This window comes from Enterococcus sp. DIV0187 (genome assembly GCF_051713785.1).
Classification (GTDB): domain Bacteria; phylum Bacillota; class Bacilli; order Lactobacillales; family Enterococcaceae; genus Enterococcus_A; species Enterococcus_A avium.
Window position 1 is genome coordinate 227,137 of record NZ_JBIOQO010000001.1, and the last position, 13,984, is coordinate 241,120.

The following is a 13,984-nucleotide window of genomic DNA, read 5'->3' on the forward strand; positions in this document are numbered from 1 at the left end:
CTTAACTGGGGAGGGAAAATCATGCGCGTAAATATCACTTTAGAATGTACTTCTTGTAAAGAACGTAACTACCTAACTAATAAAAACAAACGTAACAATCCAGATCGTTTGGAAAAAATGAAATATTGCCCACGCGAACGTAAGGTTACTTTGCATAAAGAAGTAAAATAGTCATATCAATAAGCCAGCGATCACTTATGATTGCTGGCTTTTTTGTGTTTTTAAAGTTACACGTTTTTATCAGTATAATTGTATCCGTAGGTAAAGATGAGTCTATCTGCTTTTAGTAAAAATTTTAGCTAAGGGTAATTTATAAAGAATGTTAGAGTCGCAAATCATTTTCAGAAATCTACATGAAATCTTCACAGAATCCTAAACAAAAGCTAACCTTCCAGTGCTAAAACTAAGTATTAAATAAACTAAACATAGAAAGGAAGAATCCAATGCGTAAAGTTCCACCGATTTTAAAGCCAATCGCTCTTCTGACCCTGTCAATCTTGATAGCGACGACTACAGGAATTTTAAATAATTCGAGTTATCGACAGGTTAAAGCAACGACACCGACAACTTCGACGACAGAATCTACGAATCCTACGACCGATTCTTCTCGTGATCTAAATAGCATTACCAATGAAACAAGTACAGCCGATGAAGTGACACCGACTGAAGAGTCGAAGGCTAATAATACTATTCAAGAAAGCACGGCTGGAAACAATCAGGTTGAAAATACACAACCTTCAACAGAAAGCAGCTCTGTAACAGCTCAAACCTCAACGGAGGCATCGCAGACGACGCCCACACAGCAGCCAGCTGATGCTCCAATTGGTTCAGAAGCAGGTGGTAATCAATGACGATACTTTTAGATATTATTAATGGGCTAAATAAGTTTTTAGGATTTTTAGATATCAGTCCGAAGTACTCAAATCGAGCATACACTTTGTTGAGTATTATTCCAACTGTGTATATTTTACGAATTGTTTATGGATTGTGGCTTAATCAAAACTATCTGCAGTTAGTACTCTATGGGTTAATCTTTATTGTTTTAGTGTATTTCTTCGTTTTGAATTTCTTTTATTACTTTTTGGATAGAAATGTGAAGGGAGATATTACACAGCTTTTTGTTAAATATCTACCGGATGATGCCTTCAATATTCAAAATGAACAACCTAGAAAAAATAAGAAAGTTTTTGGTCAGGCCAAAGAAATTTCAGTTGACTTCAATGAAGATTATCAATTAAAACTCGCTGAAAACATCCAATCACTAATTGATAAAAAAGAGATTGTAACGCGGGATCTTTCTAAAGAAGAAGGATTTTTAATCGACGAAAATACATTGTATCCCTATTATTATGTTAAGCAAGTCGATACAGGGATATATCAGTTACAGATTGGTAGAAATTATCGTGAATTGGAAACGATTGGAACCATTCGACATGTCGAACCACTAAAACCGATTGGATTATTTATCGTCGGTGGAGATTTTGTTAAGGAGGGCATACGATACCATGAACCTTATCGCTTAAAATTTTTAGTCAAAGTAGAAGAAAGCACTACACGAACTCGCCGTAGTAAAAAATAAATACCGTCTGATCAAGAGCCGCTTTCTAAATAGAATGAGCTTTGATCAGAACGGTATTTTTATTTTAAGACATCTCGAATATTTTCCACCATTTTTGTATAAGCGATGGGACCATTGTACAACCAGCTTGACTCTCCATCAAATTCAAATAGTCGGTTGTTTTTGACAGCTGGAATATTGCTCCATAACGGATCTTTAAACATCGCAGCACCAGAATCGCTATTGACTAAGAAAATATAATCCGCGTCAAGTTGTGACAGGCTTTCTAAAGAGACTTGAGAAAAATCTGCCGTTGCTTTTTTACTGATATCTTTTGTCAGTTGAGGAACTTCAAATCCAAGTTCTTTATATAGTAGTTGCCCACTTGAACGATTATCCGCTACCATGAAGGCTGAATTATTTGTTACCCATAATACGGCAGCTGACTTGCCGTTGATTTGCTCTTTCAGATCCTTTTTAGTTTGGTCAATGAGTTGATCATAGTCTTTTTCCACTTTTTTGGCTTGGTCTTTTTTATCCAAAACGTTGCCGATATCTTCTAATTGCTCCCGCCAAGTGACGTTCCCACCATTTTTTACAACATAGGTTGGTGCAATCTTAGAATACTCTTTGTATTTTCCGCCTTCAAGTGACCCGTTTGCTCCAATTAATAACAGATCAGGTTCAAATTTCAATACAGCTTCATAGGGTAAGTCGTAATTAATAGTCGGAATATCTTTTAGTTCATCTTGTAAGTAATTTTGAATTTTTCCTTCACCGACTGTCCACTGAGCAATCGGTTTTTCGTTTAGAGCCACTAAGTAATCCTCTAAATAGGAGGCAATGATACGTTTCGGTTTATTAGGGATTTTCACTTTATGATCTTGCGCATCGGTCATCGTTCGCACGTCATTGTTTTTATCTTTACTCTCACTGCTTTGCCCACAAGCAGTTAAGCTGATTAAAGCCAGCAGAGAAAATGTACCTAAAATTATTTTTTTTAGCATAAAAAAACTCCTTTGAAGTTAATTGAGAAATATTCTCAATTGCTATTATTACTGAAAGACATAAGGGTGTCAACCGTAATTTTTTCTAAATGATAGTTGACGTAGATAACAAATAAGCTCATAATTGAGAACGATTATCAGAGAAATGAGGAAAGTCTATGACAAAATTGAATACCACTGATCTTTCAATCGGGTATGATAAAAAAATTGTCGTAAACGATATTACCGTAGAAATCCCTAAAGGTCAGATCACTAGTTTGATTGGTCCAAATGGTAGTGGAAAATCGACTTTACTAAAAACCTTAGCTCGAATTCTTGAGCCTGCCAAAGGTGAAGTTTTTATTGACGGTGAGAATATTCAACGATTAGATACCAAAACAGTCGCACAAAAAATTGCTTCATTATCACAGACCAGTACACAAATCAGCGGGCTGACTGTTGAAGAAATAGTTGCCTATGGTCGTTTCCCATATCAGAAAGGTTTTTCAGGCTTAAAAGAACAGGATCATCATTTGATTAATTGGGCGATAGAGGCAACGAATCTACAAGAATTGAAAGAGCGGACATTAATTACGTTATCTGGTGGCCAGCAGCAACGAGTATGGATCGCTATGGCTTTAGCTCAAGACACGGATATTTTAATTTTGGATGAACCCATTACTTTTTTAGACCCTGCTCATCAATTAGAAATATTGGAGTTGTTACAAGGAATCAATCGTCAGGGAAAAACAATCTTAATGACAATTCATGATTTGAATCATGCTTCGCGTTTCTCCGATTACTTGTTAGGAATGAAAAATGGTGAGTTGATTTTTCAAGGTACACCAAAGGAGATTTTTACTGCAGAAAAATTATTGAATCTTTTTGACATTCAAGCAACCTTTGCAACGATGCCTAATAGCGATAAACCGTTAGTTCTTGCTTATGATTTAGTAAAGGAGCACTAGAAATGGCAAAACGAAAATACTTTTTTCCGATTGTTTTTCTGTTACTATTAGTAGCTATGTTTTTTTCCTTGCGCTATGGAGCGGTTACAAGCAAGTGGTCAGATGTCACTCAGGCTTTACTGCACTTTGATTCGAATAATCAGGAGGAACAATTGATTCGATATCTGCGTCTGCCGCGTATGTTAGGAGCTATTTCGGTTGGAGCGGCCTTTGCTATTTCTGGAGCATTGATCCAAGGAATCACTTCAAATCCAATCGCTGACTCTGGGTTATTAGGAATCAATTCAGGAGCAGGTCTAGGTCTTGCCTTGGTTTTTGCTTTCAATACAAATCCTTCACCAACTATGGGAGTGCTAGGTTCATTTATCGGAGCCTCGGTCTCGCTGTTTTTGATTTATCTAGTTTCAACTAAAATCTCATTTGGATTATCTCCAGTCCGAATTATTTTATTGGGTGCTGCTTTGAGTTCCTTTTTTACAGCTATAAGCCAAAGTATCAGTTTGCTTTTTGATCTGAATCAAGATATGACTTTTTGGTTTGTGGGAGGAACGTCTAATCTTACTTGGAATCAATTACAGGTGATCACTCCAGTAATTATAGTAGGTGTTATTGGTACATGTTTAATCAGCCCACAAATTACGTTACTGAGTTTAGGAGATGAAACAGCAATTTCGTTGGGGAAAAATCCCATTCGGATTCGACAACTAAGCATGTTACTTGTTTTACTATTAGCAGGGAGTTCTGTAGCTTTAGTTGGAACAATCAGTTTTATTGGGTTGATCGTTCCTCATATCGTTCGTTTTTTTGTTGGACATGATTATCGTTATGTCATTCCTGCTTCCGGCTTATTTGGTGCCCTATTTTTCGTTATAGCTGATATTGCTTCCCGTTTAATCGCACCACCTTTAGAAACACCGGCTGGAGTAATTATTACGATTATTGGAGTACCGTTTTTACTTTTACAAATTAGGAAGGGAAGCTTATAGCTTATGAAGAAAAAAATTAGTTGGCTGATAGTGCTTCTTTTACTGATTATTGGGATGATACTCAGTCTTACGGTAGGGACGATTCCATTAACAATATCCGAACTGTTGCAAGTTTTTCATCGAACTGCTACGACTGCACAACAATTGATTGTTTTTGATTTTAGATTTCCTCGAATGCTAGTGTCGATATTAGCAGGTATGGGTTTAGCAGTATCGGGTTATTTATTTCAAACAATCACACACAATGATTTGGCTGACCCAGGAACTTTGGGAATTAATGCTGGTGCGGGTTTAACAGTTCTCATTTATTTAGGCTTTTTTGCTTCAGGGGAAACCAGCTGGTTATTACCACTGATTGCTTGTGCTGGTAGTTTTGCAGCGACAGGATTGGTTTATTATTTTGGGCGTCAATCAAAGCGTATTACTCCCAATCGACTGCTTTTAGCGGGTGTTGCAGTAAATGCTGGTATTTCGGCCTTAACATTGATAGGCACTATACGAGTTTCTAAAGATAATTATCAATTCGTAACAGCTTGGCTGGCAGGAACGATTTGGGGAACGACTTGGCGGCATGTTTTACTTCTGATTCCTTGGATCATTTTTATAGTGCCTTTGCTATTATTAAAGGGACGTTCTTTGGAGGTTTTGGAGTTAGGAGATGAGATAGCCGTTGGACTGGGAGTGAAATTGAAACGAACACAGTTGTTCTTTTTAATTTGTGCAGTTTGTTTAGCAGCTGTTAGTGTTTCGATTGCTGGCAGTATCAGTTTTATTGGATTAATCGCCTCTCATATTGCTCAACAGTCCGTTAAACGAAAAAATAATCAAACGTTGCTGATGACTGCTATGATTGGTGGTATTTTGTTACTATTTAGCGATGTTTTGGCTAGGATTATTCTCCCAGATGGTGAAATGGCGGCGGGAATTATTGTGTCTTTGATTGGCGCTCCATACTTCATTTTAAAGCTTCTAAAAAAAAGTAATGAAAGATGAGGAGAGATTGGATGGTTTGGACTACGATATGGAGTCATGCACAACGAGGAATCGCTCAGCACAGTATAGCAGAAGGAGTGATCAATCTAACGTTGAAGCAAATTGCTCCAGTTAATAAAATTCGTTTGGTATTTGCAAATGAATATGGTCAGCAAACACAGAAGGTTCAACATTTAACAGTAAAATCGGATAAATGTTGTCAGTTTATTTCTGACTTTTCGCTTGCTCCAAATGAACTTTTCAAGACAAAATCTATTTTGATTGATCCTAGAGCGAGAACATGGCAGCTCACTTTTCATATTACTTCAATTGAAAGCGGCTTTGCCTATAATGATGCTGATTTTCTGCCAGAATCGAAAAAAATCGATTTTTGTTCAGGATTATTAGCGATTGAAGCAGAGCTCGATGGAAAATGTATTATTGCTTTGGGGGATTCCTTAACTGAAGGCGCTACTTGGACAACGCCATTGCAAAGAAACCTGCGGAAGCAAAATACTTATTTAGTTAATCAAGGGATAAATGGTAGCTGCTTATTGAAGCCAAGCAGTGATAACGCGAACACTGAGAAACAAAATCTTTTTTATGGTTTTGGTGGATTACGTCGATTGGAAGAGTGTTTGCTTAGCCATAGCAATGTTAGCAAAGTTCTTTTATCTCTTGGTGTGAATGACCTAATCAACGGTGAACTTACACTGGAGACTTTCAAAACAGGAATCAGAGAAATGATTCATCTTTGCAACGTCAGTGGGGTAGACTACCAATTGTGTACATTAACACCGTGTTTGGGCTATCCTGGAATGAATCAAACAAAAGAGAACCTGCGTAAAGAAATAAATCAGTGGTTGCTCGATAATTATCGACAAGTTTGGGATTTTTCTAAGATTGTGGGGGAAGCTTCTGGACATTTACATTCATTATTTGACAGCGGTGATCATTTGCACTTCAATGCAGTCGCTGGATTAGCTATCGCGCGTCAAATTTCTAGTGATTTTGTTAAAGGGGAGTAATCCTCTTTTTATTTTGGTTCGATTTTGTTAGTATTTTTAGATAAGAAGGTGAATATGTATGGAGAAAGAGAAACTCAGAAAACGTGCGATTGCTCGTTTGCAAAAATTGGCTGATAGCAAAGAGCGAATGAATCAAGTTGAATGCGTTCTTGAGAAATTATTTCAAAGTAATGCTTGGAAAGAAGCTACTAGCATTGGTGTTACAAAGTCAACTCAGTTTGAGTTTCCAACTTCATCGGTGATTCAACGTGCTTTTGAGACGGGAAAAAAAGTCGCTGTTCCTAAGTCGCTGCCTAAAGGAGAGATGATTTTCCATTGGGTAGACACGGATACGGTATTTTACACAACAAGATTTGGCGTGCCTGAACCTGAAACGGAAGACATTGCAAGATTTAATGAGTTAGATTTATTGATTGTTCCAGGATTAGCATTTAATCGTGCAGGATATCGTGTCGGTTTTGGTGGTGGCTACTATGATCGCTATTTGGCAAATTACAAAGGAAAAACCTGCAGTCTGGTTTTTGTTGAACAATTAATTGAAGATTGGCAGGTAGAAGAGTTTGATCAACCGATCCAGCAACTGTTTCTTCCAATGTAACTATGAAAAAAAAGAGAAATGAGAGAGGTAGATATATGAGAAAAGATAGACCATATGTGATGTATACGTTTTTTGCGATTAATACGATCGTATTTCTGATGCAGTATTTACTACCGGGACTATCGATCGAGAATCAATTAGGAATGTTTGCACCATCAATCATTTGGCAGCAACAATATTGGCGTTTTATCACGCCTATGTTTATTCATTTTGGGTTGATGCATTTTGCCTTGAATGGCGTGGTTCTGTATTATATGGGACAACAATGTGAAGCTATTTTTGGTCATTGGCGTTTTGCAATAATTTACTTATTAAGCGGCATCATGGGAAATTTTGCTAGTTTTGCATTCAATCAGCCTACGACATTATCCGGCGGGGCAAGTACAGCAATTTTTGGGTTGTTCGGAGCCTTTTTAGTAGTCGGGTTGCATTATCGTGATAATGGAGCGATTCAGGCCTTGACACGCCAATTTGCCCTTTTCATTTTGATGAATCTTGCTTTTGGTCTGTTTGATTCAACGATTGATATCTGGGGGCACTTAGGCGGTATTATCGGTGGGGCGTTATCTGGTTGGGCACTAGCAGTTCCATATTCACAGGATCGTTTTTCAACTCGTGGACGAGTTACCTCCATTTTATTTTTCATTTTTGCGGTGGTCATTTTTGTATTTTTTGGATTAAGAAAATTTAGTATGTATCAATAAATGCGGACGAATGTAGTTCGCTTTTTTTAATGGACGTTATGAAGAAAAGCTTGTCTACAATTAAAGAACAATTTTTTTGCATGGTGTTTTTTTAAAGTTTGCACAGGTCTGGTGAAATCCTCATGACTGATTTGCGACTATTAAGAGAATGCTATAAAATGAATGGTGGGCTAGATGACTTATTAAAAAATAAGCTAGGAAATAGAAATTAGGCTATAAAAAGAGCTCTTTTTTCTGTATAATACTAGGGATGTGTTTTTATGGAAAGTTTATATGATGTGCAGCAACTGCTAAAACAATTTGGTATTTATGTTTACGTTGGTAAACGAATTTACGATATCGAATTGATGCAAATCGAATTGAAAAATTTGTATGAGAGTCGTGTAATTGATCGGGACACTTATTTGCGGGCTTGGGGCATTTTAAAACGGGAACATCACATTGAAGAAAGTCGAGAAGGTGACTAGAGTGGATAAAAAATTATTAGGTATTGACTTAGGCGGAACAACAGTAAAATTTGCGATTTTGACAGAAGCCGGGGAGATACAGCAAAAATGGAGTATTGAAACAAATATTTTAGATGATGGTTCACATATCGTTCCAGATATTATTGATTCTATTAATCATCATTTATCATTATATGGTATGACACCAGAACAGTTTATCGGAATTGGCATGGGAACTCCCGGCAGTGTCGATATCGAGGCGGGAACAGTAATTGGCGCCTACAATTTGAACTGGACGACTTTGCAACATGTTAAAAGTGAGATCGAAAAAGGAACAAAAATCAAATTTAGTATCGATAACGATGCCAATGTCGCTGCTTTAGGCGAACGCTGGAAGGGTGCTGGCGACAACGAACCAGATGTGGTCTTTATGACACTAGGAACTGGCGTTGGCGGCGGTATCGTGATGAACGGTCAGCTACTTCACGGAATTGCTGGCTGTGCTGGTGAGATCGGACATGTTACCGTTGATCCTAATGGTTTTGAATGTACCTGCGGTAAGCGTGGCTGTTTAGAAACAGTTGCAAGTGCGACGGGTGTTGTGCGCGTTGCTCGTCAATTGGCTGAGGAATATGCAGGCGGCTCACAATTAAAAGCGCGTTTGGATAACGGTGAAGATATCACAAGTAAAGATGTTTTTGAATTGGCCGAAAAAGAAAATGATGATCTTGCCTTAATGGTAGTTGATAAAGTAACTTTCTATTTAGGATTAGCTTGTGGAAATCTTGGGAATACGTTAAATCCTTCAACAATTATCATTGGTGGCGGTGTTTCTGCTGCGGGAGAATTTCTCCGCAGCCGTATTGAGAACTATTTCAAAGAATTTACATTCCCACAAGTACGAGAAAGTACTACAATCAAATTAGCAGAATTAGGAAATGAAGCTGGTGTTATTGGGGCGGCTTCATTAGCAAAATAGAGAAAAGGTAAGAGGGGAATCAAGGTATGTCAATTTGGTGGAAGATAAATATTGTATTAATTTCGGTGATTGTTTTATTTGGTCTATATGAATTATTTGTTCGGATCATGATGAGACGTTCTGCGAAAATTATTTCGCAAGAAGAGTTTCAAGCAGGAATGCGGAAAGCTCAAGTCATCGATGTTCGTGAACGCGATGAGTTCAACGCAAAGCATATTTTGGGAGCTCGTAGTTTTCCGTTTAGCATGTTAAAAGAAACCTTTAGTTCTTTGCGGAAAGATCAACCAATTTATATTTATGATCATAATAAGGCAGTCAGCGCTCGTGCAGCCAATCTGCTTCGTAAAAAAGGGTACAAGGATTTATATATTCTTAAAGGCGGCATGCAGGAATGGACTGGAAAAGTTAAACAGAAAAAGAATGATTAATAAAAAAGCGGCTGGATAAATATCTGGCCGTTTTTTTGTGTGTGAGAATAGAAATGATTAATTAACATAGTTATATCCATTCAGATTATGAATAAGGGCGACAAAACTTGCAATGTCTCTTTAACAAAATTGACTGAAAAGCGAATTACGCTTATTATGAAGGCTGGAACTTTTTACGTTGTCTGTTAAAATCAAAACACTGTTGAGTCACTTGAGTTTATAAGTGAAAGAAATATGTCCACAGTTAGACAGCCTAAACAAGTTAATTTACAGCAATAAATTTAGAAGTAGTTAGGAGAAATATATGAGTATCAAATTAGTTGCCATTGATTTGGACGGCACATTATTAAACGATCATCATGAAATCAATCAGCCTGTAGTTGACGCTATCAAGAAGGCGCGCGAAGCGGGTGTCTATGTAGTTTTGTCCACTGGGCGGCCATTATCAGGAACAAGAGCGCAATTAGATGTTTTGGGACTAAACAATATAGATGATTATATTATTACTTATAACGGTGCTTTAGTTCTGAATACAAATACTTGGGATATCGTAGCTGAACATGGCTTGACTCGCGAAAATTATTTGGAGATTGATCATTTAGCACGCTTGCTGAACGTTCACTTACATTTAGCAGATAAGAAGGAGATGTACACATCTAATCGTGACATTAGTCCTTACACGATTTTAGAATCCTATTTGGTAAATATGCCTTTACATTATCGAACACCGGAAGAAATTGCTGCAGAAAATGTATTGCCGATTAAGATGATGATGATTGACGATCCCGAGGTTTTAAACAAAGCTTTCAAAAAAATCCCAGCTGACTACTTTGAAAGATACACACTTGTTCGCAGTACGCCATATTTTCTTGAAGTATTGAATCCTAATGCTAGTAAGGGGATAGCGCTGAAAGAGTTGAGTGAACATTTGGGAATCAAGCAATCTGAAGTGATGGCCATTGGTGATGCAGAAAATGATCTTTCAATGATTGAATTTGCTGGAACTGGAATAGCGATGGGCAATGCCAGTGAAACGATTAAAGCAGCTGCAGATTATACTGTTGCAACCAATCTAGAAGACGGTGTAAAAGAAGCTTTTGATCGCTGGGTGTTAAAATAGTTCTACAAGCTTTTGATGAAATATTCGTCAGAAGCTTTTTTTTATTGCTTATTCCTCAAATTTTCTCTACTCTTAAAGAAATGAATGAAAAAATGGGGAATATGTATGAAAAAAATTGCAGTTATTGGAGCAGGCCCATATGGATTGATTGCTTTGGATCGCTTAATCAAACAAGCTCCTCAAAATGAAAAGATTGAACTTTTACTTTTTGATCCAGATGGACCGGGAGGTAATATTTGGCGTGAAAATCAAAGCGATCAGGTTATCATGAACACTGTAATGCAACATGTGACTCTATTTTCTGAAGATGAAGGACCGAATTTAGCAGAATGGAATCAAGACGAAGCATTAAAGTATTTAACTGATTTTGATCTAGAAAAAACGTTTCTCTCAGAGACCAAATTAGGTGAAAACGATTATTGTCAGCGCCGCTATTACGGTGTCTATCAATGCTGGTTTTTCGATGAATTAAAAAAAGGATTGCCAGAAAACATCACTGTCGAATTAATGAAAGAAAAAGTAGTAGATCTGACTATAGAAGAAAATAATATAGTGCTTGAGGCTTCCCATATCTATCAAGTGACCGATGTGATTTTAGCAACAGGACATTCACGAAACTATCTGAGTGAAAAAGAAGCAGAAAATCAAAGCTATGCAAAAGAAAATAATCTTTTTTATCAAGGACCGGGAAATCCTTCTGATACTCAGCTGGATCATTTAGTAGAAGGCGATGTAATTCTTAGAGGATTGGGGTTGAGCTTTTTTGATTATATAGCATTGTTCGTTGCTAAATGGAGTGGCCGCTTCATTGATAAAAAGGGTTGCTTGGAGTATGAAGCTTCTGGCAGGGAACGGCATTTGATAGTCGGTTCGGGCAGAGGATTACCCTACCATGCTCGACCTAATAATCAGAAGAAAGCCGGAGAGGACGCGCAGCCAAAGATTCTGACCCAAGCTTTTATGGAGCGGTTTTCTGGCAGTGCGCAAGAATTGTTTGATTTATTAAAAAAGGAAGCTGAGTTAGTTTTCTATCAAAAGAAATTGACTGAGTCCGAAGTAGCTTTAGAGATTTTTTTAGAAGAATATCGCGATGGCGATCGGGAAACCGTTTTGCAAAAATACCGAATTTCTACTGAAGACCGCTTAAATTGGGAGACGCTTTTCGATCCCGCAAAAAATGTTTTGCCAAGAGAGTTTCCTGAATTTATTCAAAACTATTTAAAAAACGATATTAACGAGGCAGAATTAGGAAATTTGACCGGTGCTTTGGCTGCAGCAATTGATACCTATAAAGAAATCCAGAACCCCTTTAACTATATGTTGGATCATGATAAATTTTCGCCGAAGGAATATTTTGAAGATTTTTTTGGAAGCTTCAATCGTAACTATAGTTTTCTGACGATTGGTGCACCAGTGATTCGACAAAAGCAGTTGTTAGCCTTGGTCAAGGCTGGCTTTATTGAGTTTCTTGCACCTGAAATGACTGTTGAAAGAAAAGATGGTACCTTCTTAGCTTTTAGCAAAAAGGCACCCGAACAGTCATATAGCTGTAAAAACTTAATTGAAGCTCGTTTGCCAGCAACTAGTTTCGAACGCACAACGAATACCTTGTTGATTCAGATGCGTAAAAAAGGTTATATAACTCCGCATCAAGTAGAAATTGAAGGGAAAGAATATCCTACTGGAGCATTGCAAGTCAGTCGTAAAACACATCAGGTGATTGACCAAGAGGGAAATATATTATCGAACATATTCTGCTATGGGATTCCACTTGAAGGCTTGGATTGGTTAAATGCTACTTCACCACGTCCGAAAAGTGATGATCGGGTATTTTATTTAGCAAATCAAATTGTTAATGCACTTTATCAATAAAAAAAGAAAGCCGCGGCTTTCTTTTTTTATCGTGCAATTCGTTTTCTACGAGCTTTTTTACGATTTTCATCGATTTTTGATTCTTTTTCTTCAATTGGGTCGATGACTTTCTTTTTTACGCCCATTACTACACCAGCAACTACTGCTGCAGCAGTTAAAGTACCAGTAACGAATCCTGAAGCAAATTTACGCATCGTTTCATCACTCCTTCTCTTTATATCTTCATTATGAAGCAAAAACGTAAAAATAGAAAGTTTAACGAACGGAAAATTCACTTGCTTTTATTTAGTAAACAAACTATAATTTGTTTACTAAATAAAATAGAAAAGACGGGAGTCGATTAAATGGCAATTTTAGTTCTAGGCGGGGCAGGATATATTGGATCACATACGGTTGATAAATTAATTTCAAAAAATTACGATGTCGTCGTAGTTGATAATTTATTGACGGGTCATCGTGAAGCCGTAGATCCAGAAGCGAAATTTTATGAAGGGGATTGTCGCGATAAGGCATTTATGCGGGATGTCTTCAAGAAAGAATCGATCGAAGGAGTTGTGCATTTTGCAGCCAGCTCATTAGTTGGTGAATCGGTTGAAAAACCGTTAAAATATTTCAACAATAATGTTGTTGGAATGGAAAGCCTATTAGAAGTCATGGAAGAGTTTGACGTGAAGAACATTGTCTTTTCTTCTACTGCGGCTACATATGGTGAGCCAGGAGTTTCACCAATTACGGAAAAGGTTCAAACAAATCCAACCAATCCATATGGTGAAAGTAAATTAATGATGGAAAAAATGATGAAGTGGTGCGATAACGCCTATGGTATGCGATACGTTGCGTTGCGTTATTTTAATGTTGCTGGCGCAAAAGCGGATGCGACGATCGGCGAAGACCATGATCCTGAGACCCATTTAGTTCCGATTATTTTACAAGTAGCACTAGGTCAAAGAGATCATCTAACCATTTTTGGTGATGACTATGATACACCAGATGGTACATGCATTCGTGATTACGTTCAAGTAGAGGATTTAGCTGCTGCGCATATCCTTGCTCTAGAGTATTTGAAAGCTGGAAATCCAAGTAATTTCTTCAATCTTGGTTCAAACAATGGGTACTCAGTCAAAGAAATGCTGGACGCGGCACGTGAAGTTACAGGAAAAGAAATCGCTGCAAAAATTGGTCCGCGCCGCGCTGGTGACCCAAGCCGTTTGGTAGCCTCCAGTGATAAAGTGAAAGCGACGTTAGGCTGGGAACCAGAATATACGGATATTAAGACAATTATCAAAACAGCGTGGAACTGGCACGTAAGCCATCCGCATGGATATGAGGATTAGGAGGA

The 13,984-nt window shown here is 37.7% G+C and carries 17 protein-coding genes; 15 read left to right on the plus strand and 2 right to left on the minus strand.

Translation table 11 applies throughout. The features are described 5' to 3' along the window. The first annotated feature begins 21 nt into the window (after nucleotides 1-21). The 3 genes from rpmG to IGI52_RS01155 all read left to right on the plus strand — a co-directional run bounded on the left by rpmG (nucleotide 22) and on the right by IGI52_RS01155 (nucleotide 1,579). Nucleotides 22-171 (plus strand): 50S ribosomal protein L33, encoded by a 150-nt coding sequence (gene rpmG, locus IGI52_RS01145; RefSeq protein WP_010740369.1) that lies wholly within the window; start codon nucleotides 22-24, stop codon nucleotides 169-171. A 272-nt stretch (nucleotides 172-443) separates the two neighbouring features. Continuing rightward, nucleotides 444-851 (plus strand): hypothetical protein, encoded by a 408-nt coding sequence (locus IGI52_RS01150; protein WP_016180671.1) that lies wholly within the window; start codon nucleotides 444-446, stop codon nucleotides 849-851. Next, nucleotides 848-1,579 (plus strand): DUF6681 family protein, encoded by a 732-nt coding sequence (locus IGI52_RS01155; protein ID WP_137440042.1) that lies wholly within the window; start codon nucleotides 848-850, stop codon nucleotides 1,577-1,579. The genes IGI52_RS01150 and IGI52_RS01155 overlap by 4 nt, the downstream gene beginning before the upstream one ends. A 59-nt stretch (nucleotides 1,580-1,638) precedes the next feature. Here IGI52_RS01155 and IGI52_RS01160 read toward each other — a convergent pair whose 3' ends face one another. After that, nucleotides 1,639-2,565: an ABC transporter substrate-binding protein gene (locus tag IGI52_RS01160; RefSeq protein WP_016180673.1), complete on the minus strand. Its 927-nt coding sequence runs from the start codon at nucleotides 2,563-2,565 to the stop codon at nucleotides 1,639-1,641. A gap of 158 nt (nucleotides 2,566-2,723) precedes the next feature. Here IGI52_RS01160 and IGI52_RS01165 point away from each other — a divergent pair, with 158 nt between their 5' ends. The 11 genes from IGI52_RS01165 to IGI52_RS01215 all read left to right on the plus strand — a co-directional run bounded on the left by IGI52_RS01165 (nucleotide 2,724) and on the right by IGI52_RS01215 (nucleotide 12,645). Then, the gene (locus IGI52_RS01165) at nucleotides 2,724-3,512 is read left to right on the plus strand and encodes an ABC transporter ATP-binding protein (protein ID WP_016180674.1); all 789 of its coding nucleotides are present in this window, start codon (nucleotides 2,724-2,726) and stop codon (nucleotides 3,510-3,512) included. Between the two features lie 2 nt (nucleotides 3,513-3,514). Beyond that, on the plus strand, nucleotides 3,515-4,498 hold the full coding sequence (locus IGI52_RS01170; RefSeq protein WP_137440041.1) for a FecCD family ABC transporter permease: 984 nt from the start codon (nucleotides 3,515-3,517) through the stop codon (nucleotides 4,496-4,498). 3 nt (nucleotides 4,499-4,501) lie between these two features. After that, nucleotides 4,502-5,491, plus strand: a complete 990-nt coding sequence (locus IGI52_RS01175) for a FecCD family ABC transporter permease (RefSeq protein WP_438780173.1) — start codon at nucleotides 4,502-4,504, stop codon at nucleotides 5,489-5,491. 11 nt (nucleotides 5,492-5,502) lie between these two features. Beyond that, complete coding sequence (locus IGI52_RS01180; RefSeq protein ID WP_438780174.1) at nucleotides 5,503-6,498, plus strand: GDSL-type esterase/lipase family protein; 996 nt, start codon at nucleotides 5,503-5,505, stop codon at nucleotides 6,496-6,498. Between the two features lie 58 nt (nucleotides 6,499-6,556). Continuing rightward, nucleotides 6,557-7,096, plus strand: a complete 540-nt coding sequence (locus tag IGI52_RS01185; protein ID WP_438780175.1) for a 5-formyltetrahydrofolate cyclo-ligase — start codon at nucleotides 6,557-6,559, stop codon at nucleotides 7,094-7,096. Between the two features lie 35 nt (nucleotides 7,097-7,131). Continuing rightward, the gene (locus IGI52_RS01190) at nucleotides 7,132-7,800 is read left to right on the plus strand and encodes a rhomboid family intramembrane serine protease (RefSeq protein WP_016180679.1); all 669 of its coding nucleotides are present in this window, start codon (nucleotides 7,132-7,134) and stop codon (nucleotides 7,798-7,800) included. Between the two features lie 260 nt (nucleotides 7,801-8,060). Next, the gene (locus IGI52_RS01195) at nucleotides 8,061-8,267 is read left to right on the plus strand and encodes a YqgQ family protein (RefSeq protein ID WP_438780176.1); all 207 of its coding nucleotides are present in this window, start codon (nucleotides 8,061-8,063) and stop codon (nucleotides 8,265-8,267) included. 1 nt (nucleotide 8,268) lies between these two features. Then, complete coding sequence (locus IGI52_RS01200; RefSeq protein ID WP_016180683.1) at nucleotides 8,269-9,225, plus strand: ROK family glucokinase; 957 nt, start codon at nucleotides 8,269-8,271, stop codon at nucleotides 9,223-9,225. Nucleotides 9,226-9,251: 26 nt separating this feature from the next. Further along, on the plus strand, nucleotides 9,252-9,653 hold the full coding sequence (locus IGI52_RS01205; protein ID WP_016180684.1) for a rhodanese-like domain-containing protein: 402 nt from the start codon (nucleotides 9,252-9,254) through the stop codon (nucleotides 9,651-9,653). 304 nt (nucleotides 9,654-9,957) lie between these two features. After that, nucleotides 9,958-10,773: a sugar-phosphatase gene (gene yidA / locus IGI52_RS01210; RefSeq protein WP_016180685.1), complete on the plus strand. Its 816-nt coding sequence runs from the start codon at nucleotides 9,958-9,960 to the stop codon at nucleotides 10,771-10,773. A gap of 105 nt (nucleotides 10,774-10,878) precedes the next feature. Next, nucleotides 10,879-12,645 carry an FAD/NAD(P)-binding protein gene (locus tag IGI52_RS01215; protein WP_438780177.1) on the plus strand — a complete coding sequence of 589 codons (1,767 nt, stop codon included), beginning with the start codon at nucleotides 10,879-10,881 and terminating at the stop codon, nucleotides 12,643-12,645. A 26-nt stretch (nucleotides 12,646-12,671) separates the two neighbouring features. Here the strand turns inward: IGI52_RS01215 and IGI52_RS01220 are convergent, their stop codons facing one another. Then, complete coding sequence (locus IGI52_RS01220; protein ID WP_088932938.1) at nucleotides 12,672-12,839, minus strand: DUF3042 family protein; 168 nt, start codon at nucleotides 12,837-12,839, stop codon at nucleotides 12,672-12,674. Between the two features lie 150 nt (nucleotides 12,840-12,989). Here IGI52_RS01220 and galE point away from each other — a divergent pair, with 150 nt between their 5' ends. After that, complete coding sequence (gene galE / locus IGI52_RS01225) at nucleotides 12,990-13,979, plus strand: UDP-glucose 4-epimerase GalE (protein WP_438780178.1); 990 nt, start codon at nucleotides 12,990-12,992, stop codon at nucleotides 13,977-13,979. Nucleotides 13,980-13,984: the final 5 nt, after the last annotated feature.

Excerpts from the sequence above, each read along its gene's own strand:
- rpmG (WP_010740369.1), top strand. The coding sequence starts at position 22 with ATGCGCGTAAATATCACTTTAGAATGTACTTCTTGTAAAGAACGTAAC.
- IGI52_RS01150 (WP_016180671.1), top strand. The coding sequence starts at position 444 with ATGCGTAAAGTTCCACCGATTTTAAAGCCAATCGCTCTTCTGACCCTG.
- IGI52_RS01155 (WP_137440042.1), top strand. The coding sequence starts at position 848 with ATGACGATACTTTTAGATATTATTAATGGGCTAAATAAGTTTTTAGGA.
- IGI52_RS01160 (WP_016180673.1), bottom strand. The coding sequence starts at position 2,565 with ATGCTAAAAAAAATAATTTTAGGTACATTTTCTCTGCTGGCTTTAATC.
- IGI52_RS01165 (WP_016180674.1), top strand. The coding sequence starts at position 2,724 with ATGACAAAATTGAATACCACTGATCTTTCAATCGGGTATGATAAAAAA.
- IGI52_RS01170 (WP_137440041.1), top strand. The coding sequence starts at position 3,515 with ATGGCAAAACGAAAATACTTTTTTCCGATTGTTTTTCTGTTACTATTA.
- IGI52_RS01175 (WP_438780173.1), top strand. The coding sequence starts at position 4,502 with ATGAAGAAAAAAATTAGTTGGCTGATAGTGCTTCTTTTACTGATTATT.
- IGI52_RS01180 (WP_438780174.1), top strand. The coding sequence starts at position 5,503 with ATGGTTTGGACTACGATATGGAGTCATGCACAACGAGGAATCGCTCAG.
- IGI52_RS01185 (WP_438780175.1), top strand. The coding sequence starts at position 6,557 with ATGGAGAAAGAGAAACTCAGAAAACGTGCGATTGCTCGTTTGCAAAAA.
- IGI52_RS01190 (WP_016180679.1), top strand. The coding sequence starts at position 7,132 with ATGAGAAAAGATAGACCATATGTGATGTATACGTTTTTTGCGATTAAT.
- IGI52_RS01195 (WP_438780176.1), top strand. The coding sequence starts at position 8,061 with ATGGAAAGTTTATATGATGTGCAGCAACTGCTAAAACAATTTGGTATT.
- IGI52_RS01205 (WP_016180684.1), top strand. The coding sequence starts at position 9,252 with ATGTCAATTTGGTGGAAGATAAATATTGTATTAATTTCGGTGATTGTT.
- yidA (WP_016180685.1), top strand. The coding sequence starts at position 9,958 with ATGAGTATCAAATTAGTTGCCATTGATTTGGACGGCACATTATTAAAC.
- IGI52_RS01215 (WP_438780177.1), top strand. The coding sequence starts at position 10,879 with ATGAAAAAAATTGCAGTTATTGGAGCAGGCCCATATGGATTGATTGCT.
- IGI52_RS01220 (WP_088932938.1), bottom strand. The coding sequence starts at position 12,839 with ATGCGTAAATTTGCTTCAGGATTCGTTACTGGTACTTTAACTGCTGCA.
- galE (WP_438780178.1), top strand. The coding sequence starts at position 12,990 with ATGGCAATTTTAGTTCTAGGCGGGGCAGGATATATTGGATCACATACG.